A 20,479-nucleotide genomic window follows, 5' to 3' on the forward strand; every position below is an offset into this window, starting at 1 on the left:
TAATGTTAAATATACTAACATATGAAAGAAGCATTAGAAATAATTAAAATTAGGGAATGAACACGCAATTAAAACAAAAAGGCCGGAAGTTTTCACTTCTGCGGCCTTTTCCTTATATCTCATCCGGAATATCAAATGATACCATCGTGCCCTCACCCGGCTCACTTACAATCGATAATCCCTGACCATACCTTTGCAGCAATCTGCGGTTTGTATTCACAATGCCTATTCCGCCTTTTCCACCTGGCGTAGCATGTAGCAGCTCTGCAACCTTCTCCGGTTCGATGCCTTTGCCATTATCCTTCACCTCAATACGGGTATAACCCTCATGGCGAGTGATCGATAGGCATAACGTACCGCCTACATTGCGGCTTAATAGTCCGTGTCTGACGGCATTTTCAATCAAAGGCTGAATTGATAGCGGCGGGAGAAGCAACGGAAGGTCCGGCTCTACGTTTAATACCACCGACAATCGATCCTCAAATCGTGTTTTTTCAATAAAAAGATAGGCTTCAACGAGTTCCAGCTCATATGATAATTTCACCAGTTCCCCTGTGTTGAGATAGTTGAAGCTGATCCGTAAATAGGATGAAAAAGCATCGCCAAGCTTCCGCATATGCTCTGTATCAATATCACTTAAAACCATAAGTGAATTCAACGTATTGAATAGGAAGTGAGGCTGAATCTGAGCCTGTAAATAAGCGGCCTCCATGCGCAGGCGCTCTTGGATAGACTGATTTAGCATGGTCAATGCACGTATCCGATATTTTAGTTCCACCGCATCTACAGGCTTCGTGACATAATCATTGGCGCCCGATGCAAACCCCGTGTAGATATCTGGCGGCTGACTTCGTGCCGTCAACAGCAGCACAGGAAGCTCCGACATCGAGAATTGTTCCCTCACCTTCTGGGTTAACTCATAGCCGGACATATTGGGCATCATCACATCTGTAATGAGCAGATCCCACTGACGTGTGCCGAGCAATTCCATCGCTTCCTGACCCGAACCCGCTGTAGTTATATCATATGGTTCCGTCGAAAGAATGCTGACCAGCACATCCAGATTCACCGGATCATCATCGACAGCCAGAATGGTGGCTCTCCCCTCTTTTAACAATGGAGCCATCTCTGCTGTCGCCAAGGCTTCCGCGTCCCCCATACCTGGGCGGGGTAACAGGAATCCGCTGGGTGCATCTTCCATCATCTCCGCGGCCTGTTCCCAAATTAGAGGTAGCTGCGACTGAGCCTGATCGGCGGCTTCATCCGCGAGTGGTAGATCGAAGCTGAATACCGAGCCCTTTCCGAGTTCCGAGCGAACCGTAAGTGCCCCGCCGTGCAGTTCTACAAGCTCTTTGCAGATGTTCAGTCCAAGCCCGATGCCTTGTCCATCACTGATTCCATACGACCCTTGTTCATACGGAAGGAAAATACGCATCCGTGTATCCTCATCCATGCCAATGCCTGTATCCGTCACATGAATCAGAGCATGTCCTTCACGAATTTCGGCACTTACGGATATCGTTCCTTCCTCTGTATGTTTAAGCGCGTTATGCAGTAGATTATACAAAATCTGAACAAGCCTTTCTTCATCAGCCATGACCTGAGGGAACGATTCGGGAATCTCCATATGAAGGCAAACCGGTTTTCGTTCTGCCATGAATTGCAGCATGGCGATAACGCCAGGCACAACCGACTGTATGGAAAGAGGCCCCTGACGTAACTCAATGCGGTGCTCCTTCAGCCGGACTACATCCAGTAGATCACCAAGGAGATGTGACATCCGTCGACCGATCGTAATCAGCAACTCCATATCCTCCAGGCTCCGTTCATCCAGCCTGTTTTTCTCTCGGGTGACCACGTTGTGAGCGATGTTAATGATCCCATGCAGTGGAGTCCGCAGTTCATGTGATGTATTCGCCAAGAACTGATCTTTAATTTTGTCGCCCTTCTGCAGCTCTGTATTCAGCTTCATATTCTCCCTGACATTCCTGAAGTATTTCTTGAACCAATAGGCAGAGAAGCCCGTAATCGCAAAGATAATATCAATAGGATAATAGACTGTTGTCACATCTCCGGCTGTCTCGGCCACACTCCATAACAGGTTGGATGTAATACCTCCTGCAGTAAGCAGCAGAAAAACAATATCCCGGTCCGCCTGTTTCCTGAAGATCATCGTTCCGACGATATATAGAAACCAGATCAGGGATACAAGAAAGAATAGGTTAATGACGTTGTAATGGATCATGGCATATGTAATATGAATGGGCATCACCACAATCACGGCCGTATAGATCAAGGTCATGACAACATGCCACTGTAGCCATGCCTTTCGTACATGAACCATCGTTAATCTCTGGAATAACAGAAGGATACAAGCATTTTGCAGCAACAATGAGATCAATCGAATTTTAATGCCCCAAGTATAATTAATTGGAAGCCATAACATCAATATATTATCATGACCCATCGTAACCGTGATGCCAACAGATAAAGTTAATACGGCTCCAACCAGCAAGGAACGTTCCTGTCGATTAAATGCGTAAAGAATACAGGCATACATGCCGTGGAGGAGCAGAACCAGAAAGGTGAGCATCTGAAAACCAATGGAATACCAACGCGAAAAATCAACGGCTGCCTGTGAACCAAAGCGAACAGGTTTGCTAATTCCGCCCATATATGGGCTATCGTAATTGGCTACACGAACCAATAGTTCAATGGAGGTTGTTCCTTCCTGATCATAGGTCGCTGTATACGAAGTACTTCGGGGTATATATGTACTGCTATCCACGGAGATCTCACCCATGCCCCCGTCCGCGTCTCCATTCATCTCGATCTCGGAGGAACTTCGAATCCCCTTGAACCAAAAGGTAACAGGCGTCTGAAGTGGATCTGTCAAAATACGCAAGCGATATGTTCCGTAACCGTACGAACCCTCTTGTTCCTGACTCTGTCCATTCCCCCAGTCTCCTGGGACCTGAACACTCTTCGCACCGCCATTCCTCTTCGCAATATCTTGTTGGGTCAGCAACTCATCCGGGTAAAGTTCCCATTCCCCATTCAAGTACATGACAGGGGACTGATCCAGATCCACATCTCTCAAATCAAGCACCCCGTTAACGGCGCGATGCTCATCTACTGTGTGGAATAGCTCAGACCATACCGAGCGCATGCCAATTAACAATCCAAAAATGATCAGCATAATGAACAAATATTTGTAACGGTCCATACGTTTCGTTTGAAGTAATTTCATTAATTATTTTTTCATGACTTTGGTTAAACCGAGCTTCCAGTCCTGATACCATTCGGTAATGTCCTCACTGATCGGTATCTCCAAATCTTGCTCCATTCTGGTGGTTAAGAGACGATACTGCTCCTCCACACCGAGATCGTTGTGCATTTCATCATATAACTTCATTAGCATAAAATAACTTTCTTCTTCGTCCGGAAGCATATGCTGGATACGTTGTGTACTCTCGACCACTTTCTCCGCCAGCCCATGCTGCTGGTAATACAGACTTAGTTGTCTCATATGATATAGCCACAGATAGCGTAATCTTTCCCGCTCAGGTTCAGCCCACATGTATTCATAATTGCCAAGATAGGTACCCTTATATAGATGAAGCGCTTGCTCATAGGCATGAACGGTACTTGCGTCTATGACTTTCCATTGCCTGATTTCCCGTTCCCACTGCTCACTATCCAACTGAGCCTCACCCAATTCGAGTCGATAGCCTGCCTCCAGGTGCCCGCTCTGAATCGTGATCATATCCATATTGCAAGTTTTCAGGGTTTGGCGGACATGATACATTGCAGTGTAGAGTTGATGTGTCGTCTTCTCCTCTTCCATTCCCGGCCACAGAAGCTCCAGCAGAACACTGCGATGGATGACCTGGTTCCGGTGGTGAAGCAAGTATGCAAACAGCTCCTGCGCCTTGCTTGTACGCCATTTGGCAACCTGAACATCCTTGCCTGGAAGCTTAAACTGAATCTGATTAAAACAGCAAATTAAAGGTACGTTTGTATCCTTTGACCGCTGCTCGCGTTTTACGCTCAGTTTCTCTCTTACGCGGCTCACCGTCTGCTTCAATCGATCCTTTTGGATGGGCTTCATCACATAGTCCAAAGCCTGTAATTCGAAAGCATGCACCGCATATTGATCGTAACTGGTGACAAATATAATTTCGGTGCCCGGTGTTACCGCCTGAATCTGTCTTCCCAGATCCATACCATCCATCTCCGGCATATGAATATCCAGAAATACAACATCAGGACGGTGCTCCACAATACCCGCCACAGCCTCTGTTGGATTCATATATGTAGCGATAATTTCAATGCCGCTTACTTCTTTTTCTAGTGATTTTTGAAGGCCTATCAACGCTAGACGTTCGTCGTCAACCAATATCACTTTCACAGGAGCTTCCTCCTCGACCCTGAGGTCTTGAGATTTATTTTCACTATTATATCATAGGCATTTTAAGTATTTAGCGTTCTTCGTTACCCATTTTTAATTTTTAGCAATTTAATTGTATAATACTAAATAGAAGACGGGTTATCAGATCCGGTCTTGGAAGAGAGGAAGGTACCATATGTCAGATGTTAATCAAAGCTTTGGGCAAGCCCTTGTCAAATCATTAGTGGGGGAACGCGGTCATATCCGCATCGCCCGTGCTCTACCCGATATCGATGTCACACTTGCTGCTCGTACGCACGATGCCATGCCATATACGATCTATCAGTTGGTGAAGCATATGCATTATTGGCAGCAATTCATGCTCGAACACTTGGAAGGACGCAAACCACAGCTCCCTGCTAACGTGAGTGAGAGCTGGCCTGAGGAGAAGGGTCCACAGGACGAAGCCACGTGGAAGGCAGATATTCAGGCATTCTTGGATGGGGTTGATCAAGCCGTAGCGATTGCCGAAACTGCACAATTAGATGATCCACTGCTCTATTTCCCTGGTGAAACTAAAGCAGGACTTCTACGCAATATCGCATCCCATAACTCGTACCATCTGGGTGAGATTGTTCTGCTGCGTCGCTTCTACGGCGCATGGCCGCCTCCAGGTGGCGGATATCCGGCGTAAACCGGAAAGATTCCGATAGAACGAAAGCAAGCCGCAAGGGAATGTATCTCCCTCGCGGCTTGTATTGTTTTTACCATACTCTACATTGTCTAGTTAGCACTAGTATAGAGGCGCTTCAACACAATGATATTATTCATACTAGACTTCTGGAGTCATCAGCCCTTGGATAAACGTCTCAAAGTTCGGTGCCAGCGAAATGATCTCTTTGGGATTCTCCCTCTTCACATAAACGACCTCTGGTTCTCCATCATTACCGAATGAACGATAATCGAGCATCACAACCCCCGACTCCGAAGGAGATACCGCGATGACCACACCAATCTCCGGATAACCTTCATGTTCAATCAAATTCCAGCTGCCTTGAATACCCGCTAGTGTGCGAGGCTTCTCACGGCCAATGCCCAGTATACCTTCAATTTCAACATAATCCGTAGCTCCCGTATCTGTGTTCGCCACAGGGAAATAACGATTGTACGGAATACCACCGTTATGCAGCTTCATCATCTCAATGTAGGAGGCAGGGAGTCGGAACACCAATTGCTCCTCCACAGACTCAATGAGACCATCACTCGGCGGATTGGACACATAGTGCTCCAGTGCCTGCTCACTATCGTTCCAGAATTCGCCGGATTCTGGTCTGGGAACCGCTTCAAAGGTCGCTACAACGTCAACGGGTACACGGAATTCTCCAACAGCCTCTGGATCCGTTTCAACTTCATGTTCAGATTCGGACGGCTCCTCCATTTTGCTTCGAATCCATCCCAGAAACTCCAGCGTATCTTCATCTTCAGGGTCCAATTCATCCGCTCTTTCAAACGCCTGCAGCGCATGCGCATATTGCTCCAGATAATAATAAGCCAGTCCAATCCGATAATGCCAGAGTGGGTCACCTGTGCCCTCTTTAGCAACCGTCAGGAATTGTTCAACCGCTTCTTCATACTGTTCCAAGTTATTCAGCGCTCGTCCCAAATGGTTAACCAGCTCATAATCTCTTTCTTCCACAGGAATCGCTTGGATTGCATCTACAATTTCCTGAAATTCATCTTCTTCATGCCACTCTTGCAATTGAACCAACAGATCGTCTCTCATTCTCTTTTCCTCCCCGTTCATTCACTCATGATTACGTATTGAAAATTATACCACTATCCGGATCACCATCTCCAGCAAAGCAAGATCCTTAGGGATCTCATGAATCGATATCTTTTCATTTCCGATGACAAAGCTAAAAGAGGTAACCTGAACCCGGTTAAGAAAACCAGGCAGGCTACCTCCTCTATTCCTTCCACTATATTGAATTCTTCATTCAATTCAGCAACTCAACACAATCGTAGACCCAGCCTGCACTTAACCAGTTACCCAAGTCACTGGAACCGCTGATCGGCGTAATCGTGATAGTATTGGAACCATTCACGAAGTAGGATGCTGGAACATTCCAGCTAAAGGTTGTGTTGTTCCCACGATACGTACCAATGGTGAAGCTACGAGATTTGGGCTGTGAAGATGCAGCAGGATTGGTTAAAGCATGTCCATTAACCGTTACACTCGGTCTGCCATTATTGTAAGCTGCGGTAATACCGATGTTGAGCGTATGAGAAGATGCCGCTTGAGATGCATTCAAATTAAACGTTATTGTGGTTGGAGAATTCTGACCACGGAACTGGATTGCCGGGAATCGATTGGTCGCGCTACCGGTAGCATAGGTGACAGGTCCCCAGCTTGGGTTGCGACTATCGGAAGGGTGACGGATCGGAATCGTCTGTCCATTCAGCAACTCCCGTGGTGTACCATCCCAGTTGCCGATTCGCCAGATGTTAGAGGCTTTACTTGGGTCATTGTTGATCGTACGTGTATTCAGAGTCGTCGTTTGCCCTGCCGTGACATTAACCGTTTCCGTATATACGGCTAGTTCTCCCTTATAAGCTGTCATAGTGTACGTGCCCGGGATCATGCTGTATTTGGCGGCCGCCCCACTTGAAGACGTCCCCACCCAATACTGGGCATTGTTATTGGCGAACCCAATTGTGTATGCATAACCCGTATCCATCCCGGAGAGACCATTAAGCACAACGTTCCCCCGACTGGATACCCAACCCTGCAGATTCAGACCAGACATCCAACTGAAGTCGGGTACACTTGGCGTACCTCCGGTTGTAAAGATCAAAGCGTACGGCCCATGCAGACCCAGGCGCCAATTCTCCGTCTGTGCATGTCCCGAGTTCATATAATTATATACTTCCGTCTCGGTTCCACTTTGGAACTGGATGTCGCGGAAGAATGGACCACCAGAGCTTTTTTCCCGATTGCCGTAGGCCATAAATACACCGACGCCATTACCCGTAACTCCACGAACGGATAAATCTTTGGCCTGATCATTACCATAATATTTGGAGGCACTCTGGCCGTTTGCGAACCCGAACACATCCTGACTTTCAATCGCTCCGGTGTTACCCCGGTTGTTTGAATTCGCCGGAACACCTGTCAACACACTACCATTGCCACGGAAAATGTATCGCAGCTCCCCGATCGAAGGTTGAGCCGTGATATGCGTGGCCATGTATATGATATTCTCCCCACCACGTGAAGCATAATAGTGAGTTAGTGTGCTTGTGGATACCGTGATTAATACGGTTGATCCTGAAGGAGAGGTATTCCACGTCACATTGGCAGAGGAGCCCAAACCTGAGCCTATATGTGATCCTCTGTTGCTGTTCAGCTCCGTACCGTTCATTTTGGCTGAGATAATATCCCCATTGGTTTTGTTCACCACATAGACTAATCCTGATCCGGTGTTTACTTCAATTCTGGAGCCGTTATCCGTAACATTAATGGTTGCCGCGTGTCCGGTAGATGCAGGGTATACAACAGCTGTTGCGATCATAACGATGATTAAAAACAAACCAAGCGCCTTTCTCACTATACTTTTGGTCATGAGTAATTCCCTCCTTGGAACTCATTTAATAAAGCGCTTACATTATAATGTATAATAACTGACACTTCCGTCTCATATCGATATGTCTGCTATGTGAGCCTGTCCATAATCAATGGAATGTTATGTCTGCGTGCGTATAGAATAGACTCATCACTTCATGTAAACCTGATCTCGCCACCCCCTTCTTAAATCACTCTTCTACATACAAGTATTCTTACAATTCCAATAAAATAATACCATTATATTACATAAATTTGCAATGAAAACGGCTCGAATATCCGATAGCAAATTCTGAAAACAAAAAACGCAGCTTCAAAAAGCTGCGCCCGTAGATACTAAGCTAGAGACAGTATCATCTCTTCCGAATAGGTATCCATATCTCACTTCTATATTGCTCTACAGTAACATCCTTGTGCTCATTCCATAACATTTCCGGGCCCTCACTCAGCTCATAGTCCGATGAAGGAAACCATTCCGCGTAGATCCGGCCCCACACCTCCTGAAGCGTGCCTGGAAACGGGCCAACGACAGTAAATACAGCCCACGTCGAAGCAGGAACTTCCAGCTGTTCCAGTCCTTCAGGCGTCTCTTTTGTCGTAGCTGCACCAATGTAATGATCCAGTTCTCCCTGTTCCGCCATCCGTCCCTCACTGAAATGGGCTGAAGCACTGATTAAGCCCAGAGGTTGGACGTTTGATGCCCCCTTGATCGAATCAATCAATTCCAGTGTAAGGCTCTGGTACATCGCCGCGATCTCCGGATTTACCCCGTTGAATACGATTGGCACCCTTTTACGAATACCCACGATTCGAAACGCCTCTTTATCTTCAATACGGTAGTTCATTTCGCTTCCTCCTTGAATGGTCAGTTGAAATGTCATCCGTGGGAAGGCTTTAAGGGATGGACCATGGTTACGCGCTTCGGAGGGCGTAGTGCCATGCATGCTTTGAAAAGCACGCGAGAAAGAATCCGGCGATGTATACCCGTACTTTAGTGCAATATCAATGATTTTGCTGTCACTGTGGCTTAACTCCATGGCTGCAAATGTCAAGCGGCGACGTCGAATATATTCCGAGAGTGTTACACCACTAAGAAAAGAGAACATGCGTGTAAAATGATACTCCGAGCAGCAGGCAATCCGGGAAATCTCCTTCATGTCCACGACATCCATCAGATGCTCCTCAATATAATTCAAGGCTTCATTTAACCGCCTCAGCGTATCCATATCATCCCTCCCACGTTAATTCAAGCTTAGCAAAGTCATTCTCTTGGCATCCGACATTACCTGCACCATTCTGTAGGCTCTTTGCATCTAAACAGAAAAAAGAGCAGCATCAGCTACTCTTTTCTAACCTTGATATTCACATAGATATTCACATATCGCCAGTAGTCAAGTCAAACAATTCAAACCAGATACTCCGCCATAATCTGCTCGATATCATACGGCGTAACGCCTTGATCGACCGAATAGATTGTATCCGCCTGATCCATTGTATCCACCAGTTCTCCTCTAGCTTTGGCATGGAGCATGAACAAGTCATGCAGATGGGGTTTGCGTAAATTCGTTAGTGCTTTGCCCATCAGGACCATACCTTTTTGATTGCCTTCCACATTATTGTAGTAATCCGGATGGCTTGTCAGCGCCAGGTCTGTCCAGATGACGGTACGTTCAACCAGGTCCATAATGACAGGGATCGCAATCTGCGTATCCGCGGTAATATCGATTTTGTTCGCTACGGTGGACGGTTCGAAAATCTCGCCAGACCCCGGTTTCTTCCGCATCATCCACCCTACAAAACATTCCGGCAGATCACAATACGGATGACTGGTGAACGAAAGCAGGGTTGCCACCACATATCGTCCACCATAAGCCACGATGGATGGAATATGCAGATCAATGAACTCACTTGCTCCGTTAGGTGCTGTCACGATATCTCCGCTATGGACAGCCTTATAGTTAGAGGATCGCAGATTCGTATAGGAAATATGCTCCACATAGTTCCAGTCCTTATCGTACATCACCGCAGACAAGTCAATGTCCACGCGCCCTGTAGACTTCCCATCCACGTCCCCCTCTTTCCACCAGTTGAAGAAACGAATCGTATCACCCTCTGCCATCGGCACACGGCTTCCACGAACGATAGTATGCAGAGCCTTGCTAGCCGATCTCTGGGAAAAGGGTACCAGATAATCATGAAGCTGCGGATCGACATAAGTCTTTCCGAGCGGGGCAAGGGCAGCGAAGCGCTCTACCAATGCCTGTTCGCACAATTGCACGACATTCTGACACGTGGCTTCATCGATCTCTGGCAGCTCATTCGGAACAGCAAAAGCTTTGGCTACATTGCCTTTCGGGAAAAAGACACGCAAATCCTGCGGTTCATTACGGTGGGCAAAATGCTGTCTTACCTGCAATAACACCGGGGTAGATACTTGCTCCAGTACCTCACCAAATGCCAGCAGTACATACGCTTCATCTTCGGTCATCCGCAGCAAGTGATCCAGTCTTCTCGCGAATTCACCTGGACGCTGTGACAACAGATCAATCAGACTCCATACATTCCGATATTGGAAGGCAAGTTCCACACTTCCGTTGAAGGTCGAATAAGGTTTATTATTACGCAAAATATCAAAGGCTTCTTCGCATCGTGGATACCGAAGCTTATATTCCGAAGGATGCAGAATTTCGCCAAGGCGAATCCAGCGATCTTTATAGCGGAGCATATCCTCTGTGATGGAGCCACATTGCTCCAATAATCCGAGCAAAAGGCGTCTCTCGCGGCGTTTGAATTTCCGGAAGGGAGAAGCCACAACCAGGCTGACATCACCATCGGACCAGGCAACAGCCAGACGCAGGACATCACTTGCCGTTTTGAAATACGGACCGATCCGGTCGATGTTCGCTTTTTCATGCTTCAACAGCGACGCAACCACAAAGCCCACATTTTCTTTGAACGGAATCTCAGCGGGTAATAGCGCATCCACGTCTTCCGGGTCAGCATGCTCCAATACCGTGTCGATATCCGCCTTGTCTGTTTCCGAGATAGAACCTTTTGCTTCAATGATCTGACGGATGAGTGTCTGGAATGCTTGCTGGTTTCCCAGTCCAATGACTTTCAAGTCCGTCTTCTCCAGCAAAGGCATTCGCTCCACAGATGGTTGATCCGGATAGACCACAGTCAGGTTGGTCAGATAATGAATAATCGCATTAAGGTATAACTCCGCTTCATCTATTTGCATCACCTGCATCGGGAATCCTGCATACATCGGTGTGTACTTCACATGTGCGCCGACCATGACTCTCAGATCAGCCACAAGTTGATGATACACTGTTTCAAATTGTTCCTTGGACAGCTGCCGCATCGCCTGCATTAGCTCATCCGAGAAGGTGTATCCGAGTGCTTCAATATTTTTGAGGGCAGTCGCCAGATGTGTCTTAGGCAACTGTTGTTTCCCTTCGTTTGATTCAATAATGAGTTTGTTTGCTCTGCGCAAATAGATGGTATTGTTCATGATAAAAGAGTCCAGGAAAGCCACATCCCTATATAACGTGAAAGGTTAGGGTTAGAAGGAAGGAATGTGATAGCCTGGACGCCTCCTCTCTGAAATAAAATCTTCAGGAGAGCTGCGACCCTATGATCTCCAATGATTGTAGAAGGAAGGATCGCAATAGCCTGAAGGCCAGCAGTTCAAAGTTTGTCGCCCGAACCTCTGGTGAACCCATCATCTCAGATTCCACGATCTGCCAACAGGGCGAAAGTATTACGACATGAATTTAAGAATTTAATAAAAATAAAAAAAAGCCTTTGCCGACCCCCAATGTCAGCAAAGGCTTTTCATTTTAGATTGTGTTTATTGATCAATCAAGTTTGTTACTTTCAACATTCTTGCAATCAATGCAGTAACCTCGGCACGAGTCATCGTGGTCTTTGGACTCAGCACCTCCGGCCCATTACCTTGGATGATTCCGGCTGCAATCAACTGGGCTACATCTTCTTTGGCCCAATTCGATACATCCGTTGCATCACTGTAACGTCCCAGTTCAGAGTTCATCTGATCCGGGCTAATTGCCGCTTCCGGCTCAATCAGACGGTAGGCACGAGCAACCATAGCAAATCCTTGCTCACGTGTGATCTCCTGATTACCGTTGAAGTTCCCATTATCGTAACCACGAACGATACCGAATTCATTTGCAAGGGCTACCGCAGAGCGGAACCATGCGGAATCGTTAACGTCAGGGAATAGATTCTGTGGTGCATCCTGACGCATTAAGCCCAGTCCAAGCACAACAATCTCGGCAAACTCAGAACGAGTAACCTGACGGTTCGGTGAGAATGTGTTATCTCCGTTACCCTGCAAATCCAGTCTTGCAGCGATGTTGTTCACATCAATTTTACCCCAATGGGATCTGGCATCTTCAAAATCCTGTGGATTCCAGATGACCGAGTAACTTCCGCTGCTACGCAAGTCATTAATGAGCGCATAGTAACGACTACTGATCTTAGTGACAACCGTTGGTACATGGAAGATGCTACCGTCCGGATTAATGATTACGCCTGTAGTAATCCGGTTCGGATCGATACCTTCCGGAAGTGCAATATACTTCGGTGCATAACCATTCAGCTGGCCGGATCGCACGGTCTGTCCATCTTTCGTAAACGTCAGATCCAGATCAACCGGTGTGACAAGTAGCTCGTATCCTTGGGATGCGGCTCTTGTCTCAGCGCTGTCAATCAAAGCATCCGAGGAACGTGCGATATCAACATGGACATCAATATCATTCAACGCTGCATTACCAAGCTGTCTGGACACACCATTCACGTCCATTTTACCGCCAGGTACCGGATAGATTGCCAGCGGATTGCTAATGTTTAGTTTGGAACCTTGATCCACCAATTGTTTCAGTGTTTCCAGGGTTAAACCGTTCACCTTCATATCCCCATCATTCGGTGAATGAATGGCGAACTGCTGGCCTGTGCCTTGTGACATGGCAACATTCAGCTTGGCTGGATCAACTTGAACCAATGTTTCTTTGTTGTCAGATGGTTTGGATGTAGCAAATGGTTGATGGTTACCATCCCGAGTTGTTTCCAAATTATCCTTCACGGGTGCCGGAGTTGGCGTTGGTACTGGCGCAGGTGTAGGCGCTGGTGCTGGTGTACTTCCGCCGTTACCTCCCGTATTGCCACCACCGCCATTGTTGCCTCCACCATTGTTACCATTGTCACTGGATGCTCTAGTCACGTTGATTTTATACGCCGTAACATTTCCAAGTGAATCGGTTACTCTAACAACGATCTTATTTCCACCGACTTGGAGCGGTAGATTCTCACTTACAGTACCACTTGAAACCTCGTTCCATTCTCCATCTCCAACAGCTACTTCAATCTTCGCAAGTGGATCAAGTGCCGTTGGCGTGAGCTGGAATTGATATACGCTATTCGGCACAGAGATGGTGTACGTGTCTTTCGCCGGATCAAAAGCCGGAGACAAGCTTCCCACGGAAGGGACCAGCGTCTGCAACGTAGATGCATCTGTACCAATTACTTTGGTAAGTCCCGTTCTTGCATCTGTCAGATCCTGAAGTGCCTTATCTACCTGCGCTTGAGTCGCTGTCGGTTCATTTAACACTTGCTCTGCTTCATTCATTGCATCTTTGAGTGCAATCCAGCTCGCTGGTGTGTACGCTGACTCTTCGAGGCTTTCACCTGTAATTTCAGTTACTTTCGCTTGCAAAGCTGATTTATCTACAACTGGTACAGATGTTGTAGGGATTAAGCCCGTTCTTGCATCTGTCAGATCCTGAAGTGCCTTGTCTACCTGCGCTTGATTCGCTGTCAGATCATTAAGCACTCGATTTGCTTCATTCATCGCATCTTTGAGTGCTTCCCAGCTCTCTACCGTATATTCCGTTTCGGTTAGATTTTCACCCTTTATTCTATCATGTTCATTTTTCAGCACTGACGTGTCGACACCAGTACCAGGCTTTTTGGTAAGCCCCTTCCGGGCATCCACCAAATCCTGATAAGCCTTTTCTACTTGTTCCGGTGTTGCATTCTCGTCGTCGAACACGGATTCAGCAACTCCTAACGCTTCTTGCAGCGTTTGCCATGTTTCTGGTGTGTACTCCTCTTCGTCCAGTTCGCCTGATTCGATCTTACCGTTAATCTCATCGGCTTTGGCTTTCAACTTCGCCTTATCAATAACATCATAACTTTTCGAATTCGACTCTTCTGAATCTGAATAGGCTGGATTGTTCGTCTTCGCTGTTACTGTCACTTTGTAGGTGCCAACTTCTAGCGATGGTACCAATTGCGACAGGTTAAGCGCCATTCCGGTTACTTCCACCGTCCGCTTCCTGCCGTCTTCCAGTTCGATTGTTACTTCATATTTATCTGCATGCGCAACTGCTTCCCATGTCAACTCATCGTCGGTCAGTGTGACGTCCGGTACCGTCAAAGGAGTAGCAGCAGTTGCAATGGTAAAGTATGAGTTCGGACCAAAACTAGAGGTATTCAGGGTTAATTGGCCATTCTCAATTAAATGTAATGAGTTTGGATTACCAAATTGAGTATCATCGCTGATCACAACATACCGAGGCAACGCCGGGTTACCTCCCGTTTCGTCTACCTGAAGTGTAATCTGTGATTCAGTCCAATTTGCTTTCTGTACCTTGAAGACACGCTCCATCCCAAGTAGTTTTTTCCCATCTTTCGTAATTGGTGTTTTGAATTCAGTACTTGCTCCATTGTCACCAAACGTAAAGAAAGAAGAATCCTTTAAGAATTCATTTTTATTTGCAGAATTGGTATCCTCAACACTGTTGCCCAATGCAATCGTCAACGTAGATCCCAGTTCCTGCGCTTTGGCTTGTTTCTGCATCAATCCGCTCTGATCATCTCGACCGATGCTTGTAATGCGATGGGTATAGACTGCGTTCTCCTGGGCATCCCAGATCGTAGCCATGTTTGAATCGACATATGAATTTGCTGTCGTCTGATCCATCGTGTAGCCATATTTGATCGCCAGATATGTGCTGACTTTTTGGCGTTCTGCGTCCGTAAGAGCATGGTCAAATACGATAATTTCTTCAATCGTACCCTGCCAATGTTCAATGCCCGTAGCTGCTGGGATCAGCTTACCGACTACTGCTCCGCCAGAGTTACCAGTATCCCATAGCTTAACATTATCTTTTCCCCAGTCATTTAGTTGCTGTACCTGCTTCATTTTACTGTACAATCTAGCTTGGTTTATACCAGTATCTCCGCCTGTCCAAGTAACAAATTGCTCGTTCGGGAAAGTCGTGCCCAAGAATCCTTCAGGGGTGTATAATGTTTGGTTTCTATCACTGTTAAATGTCGTCAAGCCGCCCCTTGTATTATTCTGAAGCATCCCCATACCCGTATAAGCATTCGGTGTTTGTACTCCCCATGAAATAATATAATTGAGGCCTCCCGTTTTATTGGTTTTACTAACGGTAATGATCGATCTGGGGCTCTTCCCTTGAGGAAGCTTACTTACATCCAGATTCATAAAACTACTCGTGCCGTTATATTCCAATACCGGATTGAAATTGATATTATGATTTTTATCATCCCAATAGGTCGGTTGATTAGCTTCCGTACTTTGGGTTGCATTGTTTATTTTACTGCCTTGATCTTCCCAGATACTCACCTTTTCGCCGCTGGCAACTCCGCTTACCCGCTCTGGTCGTAGCCATAGTGAAGGGGATCCAACTCCGCCCGGACCAACAGGAGTCTGGTTAGTCGACTCCGCTTGAGCCAAACTCATGGGCAACGTTCCAATCGCTAGAATAAAGGAAAGAACCAGCATGGAAATTCTTTGCCATGGTTTCTTCCGGATTTTTGCTGTGTACATAGTTTCCTCCTACTTAATATGTTATTTTTGGACTGCTTACTGACTCAAAACATCATATCTACCCTCATCTTGCTTATTCTACACATGGCCTCTTACCAAACTCTTACCAAACCTTTCACTAGCAAATACAACAAAAAACAGCCTTGCAAATGAAGCTGCAAGGCTGTATATTTCCAATTAACTATTCGAATTTTTCCATTGTTGGTACCATAACTCAACTTCTAGGCCAGGACGTATACCTGCCTCTTGTTCTAAAGCGATAACCAACTGATTATATTGAGCGACCACAGGATCTTTATTGCCTAATCGATCGTAGGTCTTCATTAAGGCCAGTCCGACTTCCTCCAATGATGGTTCGAATTGCTGTACCCGGTAATATAGCGTTAGTGCTTCCGTATTCTGCCCTAGATCAATGTAATATTGTGCGAGTTGCATGGCATGGTTACGCCAGAGTGCATGCAATCGCTGGCGCTCCAACTCAGCCCATACATAATCGTCCTCGCCATAATATTTGCCTTCATATTGATCTGAGGTCTGCCGATGTTCAGTTATTGTAGACGAAGATAATAGAGGCAATCGGTTAAGACGGCTCTCCCATTCTTCCGCATCAATCCTGAATTCACCCGTTTCCAATAGATAACCAAACTGTTGATAACGAATGACCATCTTGTCCTCACCCATGAATTCGTTCATCATGCTGCGTAAGCGATGGATCCCACTGTGCAGATTGGATATACCTCTCCGCTCATCCAACTCTGGCCACAACAATTCAAGTAGTGTATCCCGCTTAATCGGTTTGTTCCGATGGTGGAGCAAATAAGCAAATAACTCTCTAATCTTGGTTGTTCTGAATTTCATATGTTTTGGCGGCTCATTGGGGTGCACTTGGACTTGGAGCATCCCCAGACAACGGATCAACATGGATGGCCCTTCTGCTACATTCAGACTTGCTGACACCGTTCGGCGTTGATACATCTTCATCGTTTTTTCCAAACGGTCACGCGTTACAGGCTTCATAATATAATCCAGCACTTCAAGCCCATAGGCCGTCAGTGCATGTTCGTTATATGCGGTTGTGAAAATAACTTCTGTTCCAGGAGAAACCTCATGGATACGTTCGGTCGCCTCGATCCCGTTCATCCCCGGCATTTGAACGTCCATGAAGACGATTTCCGGCAGATGAATTTCGATCTGATCTATGGCTTCCTGTGCCGTCAGAAAAGAGCCGATAACTTCGCAATCCTCTCTCTCTTGCAACAGTTTGTTCAACCTGCTCAGAGCGAGATATTCATCATCTACCAAAATCACTCTCATATGCACAACTCCTCTGGCTCACTGATCACCCTTTAATCTATAATTTTACCATAAATTCTGACGTGGGACCGCTATCATTTAAATATAGAATCTATGTTCCGGTACTCAAAAAAATGTTCATCTTTGGCAGAGGGCATGCAGGAATTTGAAGTAAACTGTCGAAAACTAAAGTCTGCCATGAAACCAATAACCTATAAAAAGATACCCCGATATGTAGTGCTGTCGATTCTATTCCTGACTATTTTGCTTGGCTTTCGCTGGATATGGTCCGAGACTTTCACTATACCCGCACATCCTGAACCCATTGAAGGCTTGTTAGACCTTCGAGACTGGGACCTAGCCAACACTTCACCTATATCCCTGGATGGAGAATGGGAGTTTTATCCCCAGACGTTAATCTCTAATCGTGACGCGAAAATAGCGGATAACCCATCCACACCGATTCAAGTTCCCGGTGACTGGCGTGATGCATTACCACAATCCTCATCGTCGTTTGGATATGGGACATACCATCTTCGCATACTTTTAGATCCATCTGTGGAGGAAGTCTCTCTCTGGGCTCAGAAAATCCAGACATCATCGATTATCGAGATGAACGGGACCATTGTTGCCGAATTCGGCCAACCTGCCACTCATGCCGAAGCCTATCGACCAGAAAGGACTGCATTTACAACTTCCTATGTGCTTGACGGTTCTACCGAACTCAATCTTTTGGTGCAGACAGCCAATTTTGACGATCCTTATAGCGGAGGGATCACACGCTCTCTCTATTTTGGTTCTCCAGAAGCCATTGGAAGTGAACGAGGACTATCCATTGACTTGCAAAAGATTACATTCGCTATACTGCTTTTGCACAGCCTATACGCTTTTGTCATGTTTCTGTTTATCAGGAAGGAACGAGCTCTGCTGACGTTCTCGATGCTAACACTGGTAGCTGCCCTAACGGTCGCTTCCGACCATGACAATCTGTTATTAAGTTGGATTCCACTCAACTTCACTTGGATCGTTAAGGCCAAAGCGTTGTCCTATCCGTTGTTCGCATTCTTTCTTTTACAAATGGCTAAAAGCTTCTCCCATAGTCTACAATGGCGTAAACTGTTCCGCATCTATGCCAGCGTGCTTGGCGTTTACTGTTTATTTTTGCTCGTCGCACCAGTGACCCTGATCTATCATGTACTTGAGATTGGGCTCTCTGATTTCCTTTATCTGTTTGCCATCGGCTGGTCTGTGTACCTATTCTTCCGAATGGCAGCCGAGAAACGAAGGGACGCAAGCTTTTTGCTCTTTGCGGCTACTAGCAGCCTATCAAGCGTGTTATGGGGAATTGTGAACTCACATAGCGAAATTACCAACGTGTATTATCCGATCGATGTGATTGCGGCCATGTTTGGCTTCTCCGCCTATTGGTTCAGAAAATACTTCCGCAATTCAAGTGAGATCGAGAAGTTGTACGAACAGCTCAAAGAAGAGGATCGCCAGAAGGATCAGTTTCTTGTGAATACGGCTCATGAATTGCGTACACCACTGCACGGGATCATCAATATCGCCGAGAGCATCGCGGTTCGTGAACGTCGTAAATCAGGTGGGCAGCAGGCAGAAGACATGAAGCTGTTAGTTACCATCGGCCGACGCATGTCCCAACTGGTGGATGACCTCCTTGATGTCATTCGTTTGAAGGAAAAACGTATTACGCTTCAGAAGAAACCTTTATCTCTTGCATCTGTCATTCCAGGCGTGATCGGTATGTTCCGATTCATGGCAGAGGGGAAGCCCATCCATATGCAGGTGGATATTCCAGAATCACTGCCGTTGATTCAAGCCGATGAGAGAAGACTTGTTCAGGTGCTCTACAACCTGTTGCATAATGCGCTCAAATTTACCGATGAGGGTACCATTACCGTGTCCGTTCGGGAACATGGAGAGTACGTCTTGATTCAAGTTTCAGATACAGGTGTTGGTATGAGTGAGGAGATACAACAGCGAATATTCGAGGCGTATGAACAAGGGACCCCAGAGGCCCGTTTAAGCGGAGGAATCGGCCTCGGTCTCAATATCAGCAGGCAGCTCACCGAACTCCATGGCGGCCAACTCACCGTGCAATCCGTACCTGGGCAAGGATCGACCTTCCAGATCTCGCTTCCACGGGAAGACACCGCATCGTTATCGGACCAGACTGAGCAGCAATGGGACGCTCACAGCTTCGATGAAATTGCGATTGCAGAGCCGCAGCAGCAGACCGTCTCTCAAGATAAGACTGCCGCAAGAATTCTTGCCGTCGATGATGATCCTGTAAACCTGCGAGTACTGATCTCCATGCTTGCGAATGAACCGTATCATATTCAACCCGCGGCCTCGGCGCTTGAGGCACTTGAATTATTGGATAAGGAGCCTTGGGACTTACTGATTGCCGATGTCATGATGCCTCATATGTCCGGTTATGAACTGACCGAGAACGTACGCAAGCGTTATTCGGTATCCGAGCTTCCCATCCTGTTGCTGACGGCCCGTAACGAGCCAGCGGATGTATACGCCGGATTCATGGCCGGTGCTACGGACTATGTCACCAAGCCCGTGGATGCCGTTGAATTAAGGCATCGCATCGGGTCTCTGATCGTACTGAAACAATCCATTGATGAGCGACTGCGCATGGAGGCTGCTTACTTACAAGCACAGATTCAGCCCCATTTTCTTTTTAATACGCTCAATTCAATCATGGTTCTTAGTGAGATGGACACGGAGCGAATGCAGAAACTGGGCGATGCTTTTATCGAGTACCTTCAGACCAGTTTTCATTTTGTTAATTCGGAGAAAATGGTTGAGGTCACTCATGAGTTGGATCTCTCCCGCGCCTATCTCTACATTGAGAAAGAACGATTCATGCATCGGTTGAACGTCATCTGGGATATTCCCGATGATCTTGATCTATCCCTGCCGCCACTCACCATTCAACCGCTCATTGAGAATGCTGTTCGACATGGTATTCTCAGCAAAGTGGAGGGTGGAACCGTGCATATCCGAATCATCAACCAAACAGCGTCCACCTTGATTGAGATCGAGGATGACGGTGTGGGGATGCAGCCCGAGCAGATCGAACGGGCACTAGCGTGGCCCAAGAAAGGTCCCGGTGGAACTGGAGGAATTGGATTAACCAATACACATCGCCGGTTGACCCAGATGTACGGACAAGGTTTGACCATCGTCAGCTCGCCGGGCCAAGGTACGAAAGTTTCCTTTGTCATCCCTTTGGACCGCAGTTGAGAGCCTGAGCATTAAG

General features: G+C 46.8%; 10 protein-coding genes. 2 read left to right on the plus strand and 8 right to left on the minus strand.

Annotated elements, in window-relative coordinates:
• Window positions 1-112: 112 nt before the first annotated feature.
• Together NSQ20_RS31110 and NSQ20_RS31115 are read right to left on the minus strand one after the other, a co-directional pair.
• Complete coding sequence (locus NSQ20_RS31110; protein WP_340031503.1) at window positions 113-3,250, minus strand: ATP-binding protein; 3,138 nt, start codon at window positions 3,248-3,250, stop codon at window positions 113-115.
• 3 nt (window positions 3,251-3,253) lie between these two features.
• Window positions 3,254-4,411, minus strand: coding sequence for a response regulator (locus tag NSQ20_RS31115; RefSeq protein WP_076320258.1), 1,158 nt, complete (start codon window positions 4,409-4,411; stop codon window positions 3,254-3,256).
• A gap of 175 nt (window positions 4,412-4,586) precedes the next feature.
• Between NSQ20_RS31115 and NSQ20_RS31120 the strand changes: the two genes are divergently transcribed.
• Window positions 4,587-5,084 (plus strand): DinB family protein, encoded by a 498-nt coding sequence (locus NSQ20_RS31120; protein WP_036671799.1) that lies wholly within the window; start codon window positions 4,587-4,589, stop codon window positions 5,082-5,084.
• Between the two features lie 138 nt (window positions 5,085-5,222).
• On the opposite strand, the gene NSQ20_RS31125 is transcribed toward NSQ20_RS31120, so the two are convergent.
• The 6 genes from NSQ20_RS31125 to NSQ20_RS31150 form a co-directional block, all read right to left on the minus strand.
• Complete coding sequence (locus tag NSQ20_RS31125; protein WP_340031504.1) at window positions 5,223-6,173, minus strand: SMI1/KNR4 family protein; 951 nt, start codon at window positions 6,171-6,173, stop codon at window positions 5,223-5,225.
• Between the two features lie 214 nt (window positions 6,174-6,387).
• On the minus strand, window positions 6,388-8,013 hold the full coding sequence (locus tag NSQ20_RS31130) for a rhamnogalacturonan lyase B N-terminal domain-containing protein (protein ID WP_340031505.1): 1,626 nt from the start codon (window positions 8,011-8,013) through the stop codon (window positions 6,388-6,390).
• Window positions 8,014-8,365: 352 nt separating this feature from the next.
• On the minus strand, window positions 8,366-9,238 hold the full coding sequence (locus NSQ20_RS31135; protein WP_340028022.1) for an AraC family transcriptional regulator: 873 nt from the start codon (window positions 9,236-9,238) through the stop codon (window positions 8,366-8,368).
• 179 nt (window positions 9,239-9,417) lie between these two features.
• Entirely contained in the window at window positions 9,418-11,526 is a 2,109-nt protein-coding gene (locus NSQ20_RS31140; protein WP_340031506.1) for a TerD family protein, read from the minus strand.
• Between the two features lie 339 nt (window positions 11,527-11,865).
• The gene (locus NSQ20_RS31145; RefSeq protein ID WP_340031507.1) at window positions 11,866-15,891 is read right to left on the minus strand and encodes an S-layer homology domain-containing protein; all 4,026 of its coding nucleotides are present in this window, start codon (window positions 15,889-15,891) and stop codon (window positions 11,866-11,868) included.
• 177 nt (window positions 15,892-16,068) lie between these two features.
• Window positions 16,069-17,205, minus strand: a complete 1,137-nt coding sequence (locus NSQ20_RS31150) for a response regulator (protein ID WP_340031509.1) — start codon at window positions 17,203-17,205, stop codon at window positions 16,069-16,071.
• 177 nt (window positions 17,206-17,382) lie between these two features.
• Between NSQ20_RS31150 and NSQ20_RS31155 the strand changes: the two genes are divergently transcribed.
• Entirely contained in the window at window positions 17,383-20,463 is a 3,081-nt protein-coding gene (locus NSQ20_RS31155; protein ID WP_340031510.1) for an ATP-binding protein, read from the plus strand.
• The last annotated feature ends 16 nt before the right edge of the window (window positions 20,464-20,479 follow it).

The sequence above is a fragment of the Paenibacillus sp. FSL K6-1122 genome, from assembly GCF_037977015.1.
GTDB lineage: Bacteria > Bacillota > Bacilli > Paenibacillales > Paenibacillaceae > Paenibacillus > Paenibacillus amylolyticus.